Genomic DNA, 13,720 nt, shown 5'->3' on the forward strand with positions numbered 1-13,720 from the left:
GGATATTTGCACGGGCGCGCGCGTTAAGGTCGCTTCGTCACGGCCAAGGTTCTCTATGCGTCTGCTGTCGCTGCTGTTCGCGTCCCTCGTTCTGGCGGCCTGCGCCGTTCATCCGGGCAAGGTTTATCCCATCAGGTTCGCGCCGGACGCTCGCCCGGTTCTCGCCGCCACCGAGGCCGGGACGGTTCGGGGCGTAGAGGGCGCGGGCGCGCGGGCGTTTCTGGGCGTGCCCTTCGCGCGCCCGCCCGTCGGCGAACTGCGCTGGCGGGCGCCTCAGCCCGTTGAAGGCTGGAGCGGGGTGCGCGACGCCACCCGCATAGGGTCCGACTGCACCCAGGCTATAGGGCGCAAGGCGATATTGGGCGGCGGGGGCGGTCTGGTGGTCGGGTCAGAGGATTGCCTCTACCTCAACATCTACGCCCCGGCCGGCGAACCGCAGCGGCGCCGGCCTGTCATGGTCTATATACCGGGCGGCGCCTTCACCGTGGGCTCGGGCGCCAACTACGATCCGTCGCGGCTGGCGGCGGATCAGGACCGGGTGGTCGTCACTTTGAACTACCGGCTGGGGGCCCTCGGCTGGCTGGCGCATCCTCAGTTCCAGGCTGAGGGTGAGGGGTTCGGCGGCAACTTCGGCCTGATGGATCAGTTGGCGGCGCTGAAATGGGTGAACCGCAACGTCGCCGCCTTCGGCGGAGACCCGGCCAATGTCACCCTGTTCACGGAAAGCGCCGGCGCCTGGGCCGCCTGTTATCTGATGACCTCGCCCCAGGCCGAGGGTCTCTATCAGAGGATGATCCTGCAAAGCGGCGGCTGTCTGGAGCCCTCGTCTCTGGTCAGCGCTGAAGAGGCCGCCGCCTCCGGCCCGCTCTTCGCCCGGCGTTTGGGCTGCACCGGCGCCGATCAGATCGCCTGCCTGAAGGCCTTGCCCGCCTGGCGTCTGTCGCGGGCGCCGTCAGTTCGGGCGGGCATCAACGGCCCAGGGTCGTGGGGACCGGTGCACACCGATGCGACCGTGCCTGAAAACCCCGCCCTGGCTATCGACCAAGGGCGGTTCACCCGCGTGCCCGTCATCGTCGGGACCAATCTGGACGAGGGGCGTCTGTTCGCCAATGAAGTCAAGGACATGGACCGCTACCAGAAGGAGACGCTGTGGATGTACGGCGATGTCGGTCCCCGCGTGCTGGACCGCTATCCGGTCGGCCCGGATGGCCCGGCCTATGCCATCGCCGCCAACTTCACCGACCAGAGGTTCGCCTGTCCGTCCCAGGCCCTGCGGCGTCAGCTGTCGCGCTATACGCCAGTCTGGGGATATGAGTTCGCCGATCGCGACGCCCCATTCGTCCTGCCCGACGGGATCGTGGGCCTGGACCTGGGCGCTTATCACGCCAGCGAACTGGCCTATGTCTTCGGGACCAGTTGGATCTTCGCCGACGTCGACCGGTTCACGCCAGAGCAGAAGGCGTTGTCGCTCCGCATGCAGGGCCTGTGGGCCGGATTCGGACAGCAGGATTTCGGCGCTGAATGGCCCCGTGTGGCGGGCGCGGGGCCGGTTCGGGTGTTTACGGCCCAGGGCGATCGACTGGATGACGCCTTCTTCGCTCGTCACAACTGCGACTTCTGGGACGGGACGCCCTTCGGCGCCGTCCACTAGGTCCAGCACCTAGACGAAGCGGACAGTCACGCCTGGCTTGACCTTGTCGGCCAGGGTCCAGGCGTCCCAATTGGTCAGGCGAACGCAGCCGTGCGACGCGGTCTTGCCGACCAGATGTGGATCCGGCGTGCCGTGGATGCCGTAGCTGGGCTTGTTCAGATCGATCCAGACCACGCCCACAGGATTGTTGGGCCCGGGGGCCACGACCACCTTGCGATCCACATCGCCATAGCTGAGCTTTGACGGGTCGTAGACATAGTCGGGATTGCGGGCGACGCCGTTGACCTTGACCGTGCCCGTCGGGGTGGGATTGTCCCGACTGCCGATCGTCGCCGGGAAATAGGCGAGCAGCGTCCCGTCCGCGCCATAGGCCCGCACCGCGCCTTGGGCCTTGTCCACCTCAATTCTTTCGACATCCGCAGCCAAGGGCGTCGTATTGATCGCGGGAACCAGCAACTTCTGGCCTGGGCGGTTGAAGTCTGCCGCAGGATTCAGGGCCCTCAGCAGGTCCTCGGTCACATGAAAGCGCTCGGCCAGCGCTTCGACGATATTGGCGTAGCCCATAGACGGCGCCCGGCCCTGGGCCTCCAGCTCGGTCGGGACTATGCCGAGATAGGAAGCCGAAACGTCCTGTTGGGTTATCTCATAGGTAGAGGTCACGGCGCCCTGGCTGGCGGCGCGCAACCGCCCCATGACCTCGGCGTCGAGGCGGCCGTTGACGGGCAGACCCTGGACCTTCTGAAAGGCGGAGACGGCCTGACGCATGTTGGACCCTTCCAAACCGTCGATGGCGCCTGGCGAGAAGCGGGCGCGTTGCAACAGCACTTGGGCGCGGATCAGGGCGGGGTCCGGTTGCGGTCGAGCCGCAGGGCTCGCACCTTCACCCTCGGTCGACGGCGGGGAATAGGCGGTGTTCTCGATGGCGTCGCGCGACAGACGGCCCTGCGCCCCGACTTGGGCGGTCTGCTCTGCGGGGGCGGCGGGCGGCCGGTCGTCGTTGGGATCGCAGGCGGCGACAGCCAGGCCCGCGACGGTCAGGGCGGCGACGGTTGGCGCCAGGACAATGAAACGAGGGGGCATGAATAATCCTGGAAGGTCGGGGGACGATGGCTGCGGGGTCAGTTCGCTTCCCCTGTCGCCGGGTCCGTCGCCGTCTTTCCTGAATTGCTGGAGCCTTCGGCGCCCTTTGGCTCCGTCGCCGGGCGCGGCGGCTCGCCGTCGGAGTCCGGGCGCAGGTTTTCATTCTCGACTTTGCGGTCATCGGGGCGGGTGTCGGTCATCGGCTTCATTTCCAAGGAGACGCGGGGCGTCCGAGACGGAGCCAACGCATCCGGAGCGCCACGGCTCCCTCCTCATGCGTCAACAGACGTTCACCATGCCGGTGAACCCTAACGAAACAGGAGATTGGTTAGGAGGCGTGATGGAACGGACCTCGCCTGTCGAGGTCGCACGAGGGCGTCATGGCGGAAACGCTGCAGGTCGAGATCATGAAGGCGGAGGCGATGGATCCCGCCGCGGTCGACCTGTGGCGGCGGTGGACCTTAACCAACCCCGCCCTGGCCAGCCCCTATTTCCGGTGGGAATTCACTGAGATCGCCGCCCGCGTCTGCCCGGGCGCCGCCGTCGCCGTGTTTCGGCGGGGCGAGCGGATTGTGGGTTTCTTTCCCCACCAGAGGCGCGGCGGCGCGGTGCAGCCGCTGGGCGCCCCGATGAACGACTACCACGGCGTCATCGCCGCCGAGGACGAGATGCTCAGTCTGGAGGCGGTCGCCGGCGTGCTGAACCCGCGAAGGCTTAATGTGCCGAGCTGGGTGGGGCCCGCCCAAGCGGGGCAGGCGCGAGGAACGGTCCAGGTCGCCATGTCGGAGCCCGGTTACGAGGCCTGGTACGCCGAGCGGCGATCGACCTACGGCAAGTATTTCAAGGACAAGGAGCGCGCCCGTCGCAGTCTCGAGGCCGAGCTTGGGCCGATCCGCGTCGAGGCGGGCCTGCGCGACCCGTTTCTCCTGGACCGTCTGATCGCCCTGAAGGCGGCCCAGTACCGTCGATCCGGTCTGCACGACATCTTCGCCTGCGGATGGACACGCGACCTGCTGCACGCCCTGATGCTGGCCCGGCACGAAGACTTCGGCGCCTCGATGGCCGTCATGCACGCCGGCGACAGCCTGGTGGCGCTGGAGTTCTCGCTCCACGCCGGCCGTCATTACCACTTCTGGTTCCCGGCCTATGAGCCGCGGCTGGCGCGGTGTTCGCCCGGCATTCTGTTGAGCATGGACACAATGCGGTTGGCGGCGGCGGACGGCTTCCGCGTCTTCGACTTCGGTTTCGAAGGCGAGGGGTACAAGAAGTATTTCGTCAATGCGCGCCAGACGGTGCGGGAGGCGGTGGTGATCCGGCCCGGCCTGGGTCGGAGCCTAGGCGAGGCGGCCGTGGCCGCCCTGGGCGGAGCCGGAGGACGGGGGCAGGCCCTGCGCAACTCTCTGCGTCGCCGCTGGTCCACCATCGAGGCCTGCGAAGCCTCCTCCCTTGGCCAGTTGCGCGGCGCCGCCTTCGCCCTTCGGTCCGCCGTGAGCAAGGCGGCGGCCAAGCGCAAGGGCCCGACCCGCGTGGCCCACGTCTAAGCGAAGCCGAGGAAAGCCGATGAACGAACGACGCACCCGCTATCCCGGTCCGATCTCAGAGGCGGCGGACCACCCGCACACCCTGGTCGATCAGGGGTTCGCCGAGGATGCGGTCCTGGCGACGGTGCTGGATCGCTATCCCGCCGAACTGTTCGACATCAACCTGTATGACTATGACGAGGCGGGGCAGGTCAGTCTGCGGACCGGCGCGCGAGGGCGGCTGTCCGGCGAGGCCCTGCTGGAGGCCATCAAACAGGGCCGGCTGTGGGTCAATTTGCGGAGCGTGGAGACCGGCTGGCCAGAGCTTTGGGCCGCCGCCATGGACGAATTTCGCAAGATCCAGGCGACCTACCCCGGTCTTAGAGCCGTTCGGAACGCCGGTCAGCTGATCCTGTCGTCGCCCAAGGCGCGGGTGCCCTATCATTTCGACGCGGCAGGGGTGGTCCTGTTCCACATGCGGGGGCGCAAGCGGATCTACGTCTATCCCGGCGACGAGCGGCGATTGCCGGAACGGAACATGGAACAGGTGGTCGCCCGCCAGACGACCGAGGAACTGCCCTATGACCTGGCCTTCGAGCGAGAGGCGCAGATCATCGATCTGGAGCCGGGCCGGGCGCTGACCTGGCCTCTGTATGCGCCGCACAGGGTGGAGAATCTGGATCGGTTCTGCGTCAGCCTGTCGATGGACTTCCAGACCTGGCCGTCGCGTTTCCGGAACGGAGCCCTGTTCACCAACGCCGTCCTTCGCAGCTGCGGCGGACGCCCGCGATGCACCGACGCCATGGGGACGCCCGAGCTGGCGGCCCGCTGGGCGGCCTCTCTGGCCCTGAAGCGCACCGGATTGTTGAAGAGCCGGATCGCCCAGTTCGAACGCGACTTCGAACCGCAGATCGGCGCCGCCGACGGAGCGGGAGAGATCAGGCCATGAGGCGGGGGCCAGGTTAATTCGGGTTCATGACCTGAAGTTAAAATGACTTGGGTCGCCCGGGCGATCACCCTTCTCCCGTAGTCAGGGAAAGGGAGCTCTCATGAAGACCGTTCTGATCGCCGCCGCCGCATTGGCCGCCTGCGCCGCAGCCGCGCCGGCGTCGGCCGCCGAAGTCGAAATCCGCAACGCCGTCGCGCGCGTCGTCGTCATCGTCGAAGACCGCCAGGACGTCGCCGTGGAGGTGACGCAGGGACGCTCCCGGTTGCCCGCGCTCCAGGTGCGTCGTCAGGGACGGGACGTCCGCATCGACGGCGGCCTGCGTTCCAACCGGATGTGGAGCGGCGACGTCCGCAACTGCAACGCCGGACGTGCGGGCGCCGCCCAGCCGGGCGAAGGCGCCAGTGTTGAGGTGCGCAACCTGGGCCGCGTCCGTCTGGAAGAGGCGCCGCTGATCGTGTTGCGCACCCCGCGTGATGTGGACGTCAGCGCGGAGGGCGCCGTCTTCGGGGCCGTAGGGCGCGGCGCGCACGACGTGAGATTAGAGAACGCCGGTTGTGGATTGTGGAATATAGCAAACATCTCCGGAGCGTTATTGCTAAAATCTCTTGGCACAGGCGCGCTGCGTGCAGGGATTTCACAATCGGCGACGGTGGCGTTGTCTGGAAGTTCAGATATAAGTGTCGGATCGAACAGGCGATTTACTGGGGCAGTCAGTGGATCTGGTAGTATCCAGGTTTCTGAAGTGATTGGAAATGTAAATGCCGTAATAGGTGGTTCTGGAAATATTACGATAAGGTCGGGCACCGTAGATAATCTTGTCGCTATGATCGGCGGAAGCGGCAATATAACCGTGCATGCTACAGTGCTGAATGCTGATGCTGCGATTTCTGGCTCGGGAGACGTCCGCATTAGATGTCTATCAGGTGCTCGTACTCAGGCCGTTCGAGGATCTGGTCGATTAGTTATCGGAAATCAAGAAAACGAGGAAATTGGGCGCTGCAACTAAGGGTGATGGCAATTTCTCGCCAAAGTTGGTAACGTAACGGTACCAACATGTGGAGGGTTCTATGGCTGGATACAAAAAATTGCTTTCCTCTGGCGTTTTTGCGCTGAGTCTTCTTTTAATTCCAAGCCAAACTTTGGCGGGATCGCTTGCGTGTGAGAACATGTGTGAGCAAATTTTAGAGCAAAGAGTCGATGAGTGTAACGGGGCTTATGATGTGGGCGGTTATGAGTGGGATCAATGCTTAGGCTTGGCAATGGGGGCACATAGAAACTGTGTTGGCTACGTCTGCGGATTCATTAGCTGGTAAAATAAAGCCCCGGCGGATCGGTCCGCCGGGGCTCTTTTTAGTCAGCAGGCCGTCAGGCTTAGAAGGCGCCCAGGACGCTGGTGATGGCGGAAACGCCCAGGCCGGCGCCGGCGCGGTCACGCGCTTGCAGGCCGCCGCCGAAGCTGTAGCGCAGACCCAGCGACCAGGTGTCGACGTCCAGCGAGTCGATGTCGGCGCGGGTGTAGGAAGCGCCGACCGAGAACGGGGTGTTCTCGATTTCGTACTCGGCGCCAACGCCGTAGGTCCAGGCGTCCACGTCGCCGCCGGCGACATCGACGTTGTTGTAGCTGACGCCGGCGTTCAGGCGCAGGTTCGGCATCACGTAGAAGGCGGCGTCGCCGCCGACGGTCCAGATGTCGGCGTCTGCGTCGTCAGCCGTGGTGTAGGCGACCAGGCCGGTCAGGGTCGCGTTGGACAGGTACTTCTGGGCCTCGGCGCCGACGGTCCAGACCGGCTCATCGCCCGAGCCGATGCCGTTGGCGGCGACGAAGGCGCCCGCGCGGACGTCCGAGGTCCACATCTTGGTCAGGTGGGCGGCGGCGACGCCGGTGACGTCTTCTTCACCGAAGGCCTTGGTGTAGTCGACGGCGCCGTTCAGGGTCACGGTCCAGTCAGCGGCCGGCAGGGCGACCGTGCCGTCCACGGTCCAGACGTCGGCGTCGACATCGTTGCCGGCGACTTCGATCGAGGGGTTGGAATAGGTCACGCCGACCGAGCCGACGGCGTCTTGGGCGAAGGCCGGGGCGGCGAACAGGGCGGCGGCGGCCGTGGCGAGGAGGATCGTCTTCATTTTCTTTTGTCCTTAGCAGTCTCGACCCGGATGGGGGTCCGGGGAGGGCGGCTGCTATCAGGCGCGGACGAAGCTGAGCATTAAATCGTCGTTACGTAAGTGTCTTGAAACTGTCGTGTTGCCCATCCGCCACGCCTTGTGGTCGCAATGTGTCAGGGGTGGGCGCATCTGGAGGCAAAGGGTTAAGCTGTGGCAATCGCATAATCGTATAAGCATATCCTTATATGTATTGACGGCCTGCTGATTGTGAGGCCATCCTCAGCCGTCGTGGTCTGCACGTGGTCTTCGGAACACGTGCAGCTAAGAGGGAAGCCGGTGGGAAACCGGCGCTGCCCCCGCAACTGTAAGCGGCGAGTCGAAGGTCCATCTCGTGTCACTGGCGTTCACGCCGGGAAGGCCGGACCCTAGGCGTCGACCCGTGAGCCAGGAGACCTGCCCCGACAGATAACGTCCTCCGGCGGGGTGTCCGGTCAGGCCGCATGCGCGCCGCCGGACCCTGCACGTCCGCGTCGGCGTCCGCGCGACCCTGTCCGAAGCCTGGCCACAACACAGGTTTCGAACGTCATGACCCGCCACACCGTCCAGGTCGCCACCCTCGGCTTTCCCCGCATCGGCCCCAAGAGAGAGCTGAAGACCGCGCTCGAGGCCTATTGGGCCGGCAAGACCGACGCCGAGGCCCTTCTGTCCGCCGCCGCCCAGCTGCGCAGCCTGACCTGGGCGCGCCAGCGTGACCTGGGGGCCGACGTCGTGCCGTCCAACGACTTCTCTCTCTATGACCATGTGCTCGACCTGACCGCCATGGTCGGCGCCGTGCCGCCCGCCTACGGCTGGCGCGGGGATCGTGTCGATCTGGCGACCTACTTCGCCATGGCCCGCGGTTCACGGGGCGACGGTCAGGCGTGCGCACACGGTCACGCCCATGCGAGCGGCGAGGGGACGCCGGCCATGGAGATGACCAAATGGTTCGACACCAACTACCATTATCTCGCGCCTGAATTTACCGCCGACCAGGTGTTCCGTCTCGGCTCGACCAAGGCGCTGGACGAATATCTGGAGGCCAGGGCGCTGGGGATCGAGACCCGGCCGGTGCTGCTGGGACCGGTCTCTTATCTCCTGCTGGGCAAGACGCGGGGCGAGCCGTTTGACGTCCTCAGCCTGCTGCCGCGCCTGCTGCCGATCTATGCCGAGGTGCTGCGGTCCCTGGCCCGCGCCGGCGCCACCTGGGTGCAGATGGACGAGCCCTGCCTGGTCACCGATCTGAGCGATGAGGCGAAGGCGGCTTACGACCACGCCTATCGTGTGCTGACCGACGTGACGCCGCCGATCAAGCTGATGCTGACCACCTATTTCGGTGGGCTCGGGGATAATCTGGAGGCCGTGCTGCGCCTGCCGGTTCACGGACTGCACATCGACCTGATCCGAGCGCCGGAGCAGTTGGCCCAGGTCGCGTCTGCGGCGCGCGTCGATCAGGTGCTGTCGCTCGGCGTCATTGACGGCCGCAACGTCTGGAAGGCCGACCTCAACGCCGTGCTGGACAAGGTGGAGCCCCTGGTCGCGGCCGGGCGCAGGGTGGTGATCGCCCCGTCCTCCTCCTTGCTGCACGCCCCGATCGATCTGGAACGGGAGACCGGGCTCGATCCCGAGATCAAGGACTGGCTGGCCTTCGCCGTGCAGAAGGTGGCCGAGTTGGCCACCCTGGCGCGGGCGTTGAATGAAGGCCGCGGCGCGGTGAAAGCGGCGCTCGACGCCTCGACCGCCTCGGTCGCCTCACGTCGCACTTCACCGCGCATCAACGACCCCAAGGTCCAGGCGCGAGCCGCCGATGCCGACCCCGCCCTGGCGCTCAGAAACTCCTGCTTTGAAATTCGTCGCCAGGTTCAGCGAGGGCGTCTGAATCTGCCCGCCTATCCGACCACCACCATCGGCTCCTTTCCTCAGACAGCTGGGATCCGAAAGGCGCGCGCTGATCACGGGCGAGGCGTCATCGACGATGCGGCCTACGCCCGCCTGCTGCGCGACGAGACCGCGCGAGCGATCAAATGGCAGGAGGCGCTCGGCCTGGATGTCCTGGTCCACGGCGAGTTCGAGCGCAACGACATGGTCCAGTACTTCGGCGAGCACTTGTCCGGCTTCGTCTTCACAAAGGCCGCCTGGGTGCAGTCCTACGGTTCGCGCTGCGTGCGCCCGCCCATCCTCTACGGCGACGTCGCGCGGCCCAGGCCCATGACAGTCGAATGGTGGCGCTATGCGCAGGGTCTCACCGACAGACCGGTGAAAGGCATGCTGACGGGCCCCGTCACGATTCTGAACTGGTCCTTCGTGCGCGACGACCAGCCGCGCAGCACCACCTGCCGTCAGATCGCCTTCGCCATCCGCGACGAGGTAGTCGATCTCGAAACCGCCGGCGCCGCCGTCATCCAGATCGACGAGGCCGCCCTGCGCGAAGGCCTGCCCCTGCGGCGCGCCGACTGGGACGACTATCTGGAATGGGCGGTCGAAAGCTTCCGCATCGCGGCATCGGGGGTGCGAGACGAAACCCAGATCCACACCCATATGTGCTATTCGGAGTTCAACGACATCATTCAGGCCATCGGAACCATGGACGCCGACGTCATCTCCATCGAGACCTCGCGGTCCAGGATGGAGCTGCTCGACGCCTTCTCCGACTACCGCTATCCGGCCGAGATCGGGCCGGGCGTCTATGACATCCACTCGCCGCGCGTCCCCACGGTCGAGGCGATGACCGCCCTGCTGAAGGCGGCGGCGCGCAAACTGCCGCAGGACCGGCTTTGGGTGAATCCGGATTGCGGGTTGAAGACGCGGGCTTGGCCCGAGACTGAGGCGGCGCTCGCCAATATGGTGACGGCGGCGCGGCTCATGAGGGCGGGGGAGACGGCGGCGGCCTGATCATTTGCGGCCAGCGGAGGCGGTGTTCGACCGTCCTCCGACCGGCGCGGAAAATCCTATCGCCGCTCTTGGTTCCGCGCTTGACGAAATCGGAATCGCTAGGCATAAGCCGCCACTCTTGTTGGACCGGCTGTGCATCCCCGGATGCAGACGCGGTTCGCAGGAACGACCTGAGACCCTGTTCTTTGCAGTGACCCAGGACTTTAACGGCCTTCGCAGGCGACTGCGTGGGCCGATCGTTTTTGCGGATTTGCGTACCCTGAGGGCCTAGCGCCCGAAGGCCTTCGGTCTTTGAAATGGTTCACAGGGACGCGGTCCTCCGACCGCATTGGAAGTAAGCACCGATATGGATCAAAGCATCCGCATCAGGCTCAAGGCCTTTGATCACCGCGTCCTCGATTTTTCGACGCGCGAGATCGTCAACACCGCCAAGCGCACCGGCGCCACTGTCCGTGGTCCGATTCCGCTGCCGACCCTGATCGAAAAGTTCACCGTGAACCGCTCTCCGCACGTCGATAAGAAGTCGCGTGAGCAGTTTGAAATCCGCACGCACAAGCGCGTGCTCGACATCGTCGACCCCACCCCGCAGACCGTGGACGCGCTCATGAAGCTCGACCTGTCCGCCGGCGTGGACGTCGAGATCAAGATTTAAGTAGAAAGAGGCGGGATCCGATGCGCACGGGCGTGATCGCCAAGAAGCTGGGCATGACCCGCGTGTTCGCCGATGACGGCGCGCACGTTCCGGTCACTGTGCTGCAGCTCGACGGCTGCCAGGTCGTCGGCCAACGTACCCAGGAGCGTGACGGCTACGTCGCTCTCCAGCTGGGCGCTGGCGCGAAGAAGGCTAAGAACACCAACAAGGCTCAACGCGAGACCTTCGCCAAGGCGGAAGTCGAGCCCAAGGCCTATGTGACCGAGTTCCGCGTCGATGCGGACGGTCTGCTGGACGTTGGCGCCGAACTGTCGGCCGACCACTTCGTGGCGGGTCAGAAGGTCGACATCCAGGGCGAGACCATCGGTAAGGGTTTCGCCGGCGCCATGAAGCGCTGGAACTTTGGCGGTCTGCGCGCCACGCACGGCGTGTCGCTGTCGCACCGTTCGCATGGTTCGACCGGTAACCGCCAGGATCCGGGCCGTACCTTCCCCGGCAAGAAGATGGCCGGTCACTACGGCGCCGAAACCGTCACCACCCAGAACCTGACCGTCGTCCGCGTGGACGCCGAGCGCGGCCTGATCCTGATCAAGGGCGCTGTCCCCGGTCATGACGGCGCCTACGTCAAGGTTCGCGACGCCATCAAGAAGGCCCGTCCGGCCGAGGCCCCGTTCCCGGGCGCCGTCAAGTCGGCGAAGGCTGCTGCTCAACCCGCTGAGACCCCGGCTGAAGAAGCCCCGGCCGTTGAAGCGACCGAAGGCGGTGAAGCGTAATGAAACTCTCGGTCATCAAACTCGACGGCAAGGCTGCCGGCGACGTGGAGCTCTCGGACGCCGTCTTCGGCATCTCCGAAATCCGCGGCGACATCCTGGCCCGCACCGTCAGCTGGCAGCTGGCCAAGCGCCGCGCCGGCACGCACAAGGTTCAAACCCGCAACGAGAACTCTCGTACGGGTAAGAAGATGTACAAGCAGAAGGGCACCGGCGGCGCCCGTCACGGTTCGCGCCGTGCGCCGCAGTTCGTCGGCGGCTCGCGCGCCTTCGGTCCGGTCGTTCGCGATCACGGCTTCTCCCTGCCGAAGAAGATTCGCGCCCTGGCTCTGCGTCACGCCCTGTCGTCCAAGGTGAAGTCGGGCGACCTGGTCGTCGTCGACAGCGTATCGGTCACGGAAGCCAAGACGGCCGCCCTGCGCGAGACGCTGGGCAAGCTGGGCTGGACCAAGGCTCTGATCATCGCGGGTCCGGAAGTCGACGCCAACTTCGGTCTGGCCGCCCGCAACATCCCGCACATCGACGTCCTGCCGAACGCCGGCCTGAACGTCTATGACATCCTGCGGGCCGACAAGCTGGTGCTGACCAAGGCCGCCGTCGAGGCGATCGAAGCCCGCTTCAGCGATAAGGAAGCCGCGTAATGGCCGCTCAACCTACCGCCAAGCACTACGACACCATCCTGGCCCCGGTGATCACCGAAAAGGCCACGATCCTGTCCGAGCAGAACAAGGTCGTCTTCCGCGTCGCCGATACGGCGACCAAGGACGAGATCGCCGCCGCGGTCGAAAGCCTGTTCAAAGTCAACGTCGTCAAGGTCAACACCCTGGTCCAAAAGGGCAAGACCAAGCGCTTCCGGGGCATCCTCGGCCGTCGCGTCGATATCAAAAAAGCGATCGTGACCCTGGCCGACGGCCAGTCGATCGACGTCACCACGGGGCTCTGATCAGATGGCCTTGAAACATTACAATCCGACTTCGCCGGGCCGTCGCGCCCTCGTGCTGGTCGACCGTTCGGAGCTCCACAAGGGCCGTCCGGAAAAGTCGCTGACCGAAGGTCTGACCAAGTCGGGCGGTCGCGGGCAGGGCGGTCGCGTCGCGGTCCGCTTCCGCGGCGGCGGCGCCAAGACCCTGTACCGCAAGATCGACTTCAAGCGTCGTAAGTGGGACATGGTCGGCACGGTCGAGCGTCTGGAATACGATCCGAACCGCACGGCCTTCATCGCCCTCGTGACCTATGAGGACGGCGAGAAGACCTACATCATCGCGCCGCAACGCCTGAAGGCGGGCGACACGGTGGTCGCGGGCGAAAAGACCGACGTGAAGCCGGGCAACGCCATGCCGCTTCGTTCGATGCCGGTGGGTACGATCATCCACAACATCGAGATGAAGCCCGGCAAGGGCGCTCAGCTGGCCCGTTCGGCCGGCGCCTACGCCCAGCTGGTGGGTCGCGATCAGGGTTACGCCCAGATCCGTCTCGGCTCGGGCGAGCTGCGCATGGTCCTGGACAGCTGCATGGCCACGGTGGGCGCGGTTTCGAACCCCGACCACATGAACCAGAACCTGGGCAAGGCCGGCCGCAAGCGCCACATGGGCTGGCGTCCGCACGTCCGCGGCGTCGCCATGAACCCGATCGACCACCCGCACGGTGGTGGTGAAGGCCGGACCTCCGGCGGTCGTACCCCCGTAACGCCGTGGGGTAAGGACACCAAGGGCACCCGCACCCGTAAGAACAAGGCTACGGACAAGTTCATCATCCGTACCCGTCACGTGAAGAAGGCTCGCTAAGAATGGCCCGCTCCTCCTGGAAAGGCCCGTTTGTCGACGGGTATCTGCTCAAGAAGGCCGACGCCGTTCAATCGTCGGGCCGCAAGGACGTGATCAAGACCTGGTCGCGCCGCTCCACCATCCTGCCGCAGTTCGTCGGTCTGACGTTCGGCGTCCATAACGGTCAGAAGCACGTTCCCGTGTCGGTCTCGGAAGAGATGGTCGGCATGAAGTTCGGCGAGTTCGCCCCGACCCGGAACTTCCCGGGTCACGCGGCGGACAAGAAGGCCAAAAGGAAGTAACC

Annotated in this window: 14 protein-coding genes and 1 riboswitch; of the genes, 11 read left to right on the forward strand and 3 right to left on the reverse strand. The window is 65.5% G+C overall.

Annotated elements, in window-relative coordinates; all coding sequences use genetic code 11:
- The first annotated feature begins 55 nt into the window (after positions 1 to 55).
- Positions 56 to 1,651 carry a carboxylesterase/lipase family protein gene (locus tag JMT67_RS01160; protein ID WP_182713942.1) on the forward strand — a complete coding sequence of 532 codons (1,596 nt, stop codon included), beginning with the start codon at positions 56 to 58 and terminating at the stop codon, positions 1,649 to 1,651.
- Positions 1,652 to 1,660: 9 nt separating this feature from the next.
- On the opposite strand, the gene JMT67_RS01165 is transcribed toward JMT67_RS01160, so the two are convergent.
- Both JMT67_RS01165 and JMT67_RS01170 read right to left on the reverse strand, forming a co-directional pair.
- Positions 1,661 to 2,731, reverse strand: a complete 1,071-nt coding sequence (locus tag JMT67_RS01165) for a L,D-transpeptidase family protein (RefSeq protein WP_182713943.1) — start codon at positions 2,729 to 2,731, stop codon at positions 1,661 to 1,663.
- A 38-nt stretch (positions 2,732 to 2,769) separates the two neighbouring features.
- Positions 2,770 to 2,931, reverse strand: coding sequence for a hypothetical protein (locus JMT67_RS01170; protein WP_191555498.1), 162 nt, complete (start codon positions 2,929 to 2,931; stop codon positions 2,770 to 2,772).
- A 180-nt stretch (positions 2,932 to 3,111) separates the two neighbouring features.
- Here JMT67_RS01170 and JMT67_RS01175 point away from each other — a divergent pair, with 180 nt between their 5' ends.
- The 3 genes from JMT67_RS01175 (at position 3,112) to JMT67_RS01185 (ending at position 6,206) form a co-directional block, all read left to right on the forward strand.
- Positions 3,112 to 4,272 (forward strand): GNAT family N-acetyltransferase, encoded by a 1,161-nt coding sequence (locus JMT67_RS01175; protein WP_201462483.1) that lies wholly within the window; start codon positions 3,112 to 3,114, stop codon positions 4,270 to 4,272.
- 19 nt (positions 4,273 to 4,291) lie between these two features.
- Positions 4,292 to 5,200 carry a cupin domain-containing protein gene (locus JMT67_RS01180; protein ID WP_183215863.1) on the forward strand — a complete coding sequence of 303 codons (909 nt, stop codon included), beginning with the start codon at positions 4,292 to 4,294 and terminating at the stop codon, positions 5,198 to 5,200.
- 100 nt (positions 5,201 to 5,300) lie between these two features.
- Complete coding sequence (locus JMT67_RS01185) at positions 5,301 to 6,206, forward strand: GIN domain-containing protein (protein ID WP_183215861.1); 906 nt, start codon at positions 5,301 to 5,303, stop codon at positions 6,204 to 6,206.
- Between the two features lie 365 nt (positions 6,207 to 6,571).
- On the opposite strand, the gene JMT67_RS01190 is transcribed toward JMT67_RS01185, so the two are convergent.
- Complete coding sequence (locus tag JMT67_RS01190; protein WP_183215859.1) at positions 6,572 to 7,324, reverse strand: porin; 753 nt, start codon at positions 7,322 to 7,324, stop codon at positions 6,572 to 6,574.
- A gap of 252 nt (positions 7,325 to 7,576) precedes the next feature.
- Positions 7,577 to 7,778, forward strand: a riboswitch (cobalamin riboswitch).
- 110 nt (positions 7,779 to 7,888) lie between these two features.
- Here JMT67_RS01190 and metE point away from each other — a divergent pair.
- The 7 genes from metE to rpsS all read left to right on the forward strand — a co-directional run bounded on the left by metE (position 7,889) and on the right by rpsS (position 13,718).
- Entirely contained in the window at positions 7,889 to 10,231 is a 2,343-nt protein-coding gene (metE, locus tag JMT67_RS01195; RefSeq protein WP_201462484.1) for a 5-methyltetrahydropteroyltriglutamate--homocysteine S-methyltransferase, read from the forward strand.
- Between the two features lie 346 nt (positions 10,232 to 10,577).
- The gene (gene rpsJ, locus JMT67_RS01200) at positions 10,578 to 10,883 is read left to right on the forward strand and encodes a 30S ribosomal protein S10 (RefSeq protein WP_003164367.1); all 306 of its coding nucleotides are present in this window, start codon (positions 10,578 to 10,580) and stop codon (positions 10,881 to 10,883) included.
- Positions 10,884 to 10,903: 20 nt separating this feature from the next.
- Positions 10,904 to 11,656, forward strand: coding sequence for a 50S ribosomal protein L3 (gene rplC, locus JMT67_RS01205; RefSeq protein ID WP_201462485.1), 753 nt, complete (start codon positions 10,904 to 10,906; stop codon positions 11,654 to 11,656).
- Positions 11,656 to 12,294: a 50S ribosomal protein L4 gene (gene rplD, locus JMT67_RS01210; RefSeq protein WP_152949958.1), complete on the forward strand. Its 639-nt coding sequence runs from the start codon at positions 11,656 to 11,658 to the stop codon at positions 12,292 to 12,294. Before rplC ends, rplD begins: the two co-directional genes overlap by 1 nt.
- Positions 12,294 to 12,596 (forward strand): 50S ribosomal protein L23, encoded by a 303-nt coding sequence (locus JMT67_RS01215; protein ID WP_054765458.1) that lies wholly within the window; start codon positions 12,294 to 12,296, stop codon positions 12,594 to 12,596. The genes rplD and JMT67_RS01215 overlap by 1 nt, the downstream gene beginning before the upstream one ends.
- A gap of 4 nt (positions 12,597 to 12,600) precedes the next feature.
- Positions 12,601 to 13,437: a 50S ribosomal protein L2 gene (gene rplB / locus JMT67_RS01220; RefSeq protein WP_054765459.1), complete on the forward strand. Its 837-nt coding sequence runs from the start codon at positions 12,601 to 12,603 to the stop codon at positions 13,435 to 13,437.
- A gap of 2 nt (positions 13,438 to 13,439) precedes the next feature.
- Entirely contained in the window at positions 13,440 to 13,718 is a 279-nt protein-coding gene (rpsS, locus tag JMT67_RS01225) for a 30S ribosomal protein S19 (RefSeq protein WP_007442184.1), read from the forward strand.
- Positions 13,719 to 13,720 lie beyond the last annotated feature (2 nt).

The organism is Brevundimonas aurantiaca (assembly GCF_904830995.1).
Classification (GTDB): domain Bacteria; phylum Pseudomonadota; class Alphaproteobacteria; order Caulobacterales; family Caulobacteraceae; genus Brevundimonas; species Brevundimonas aurantiaca.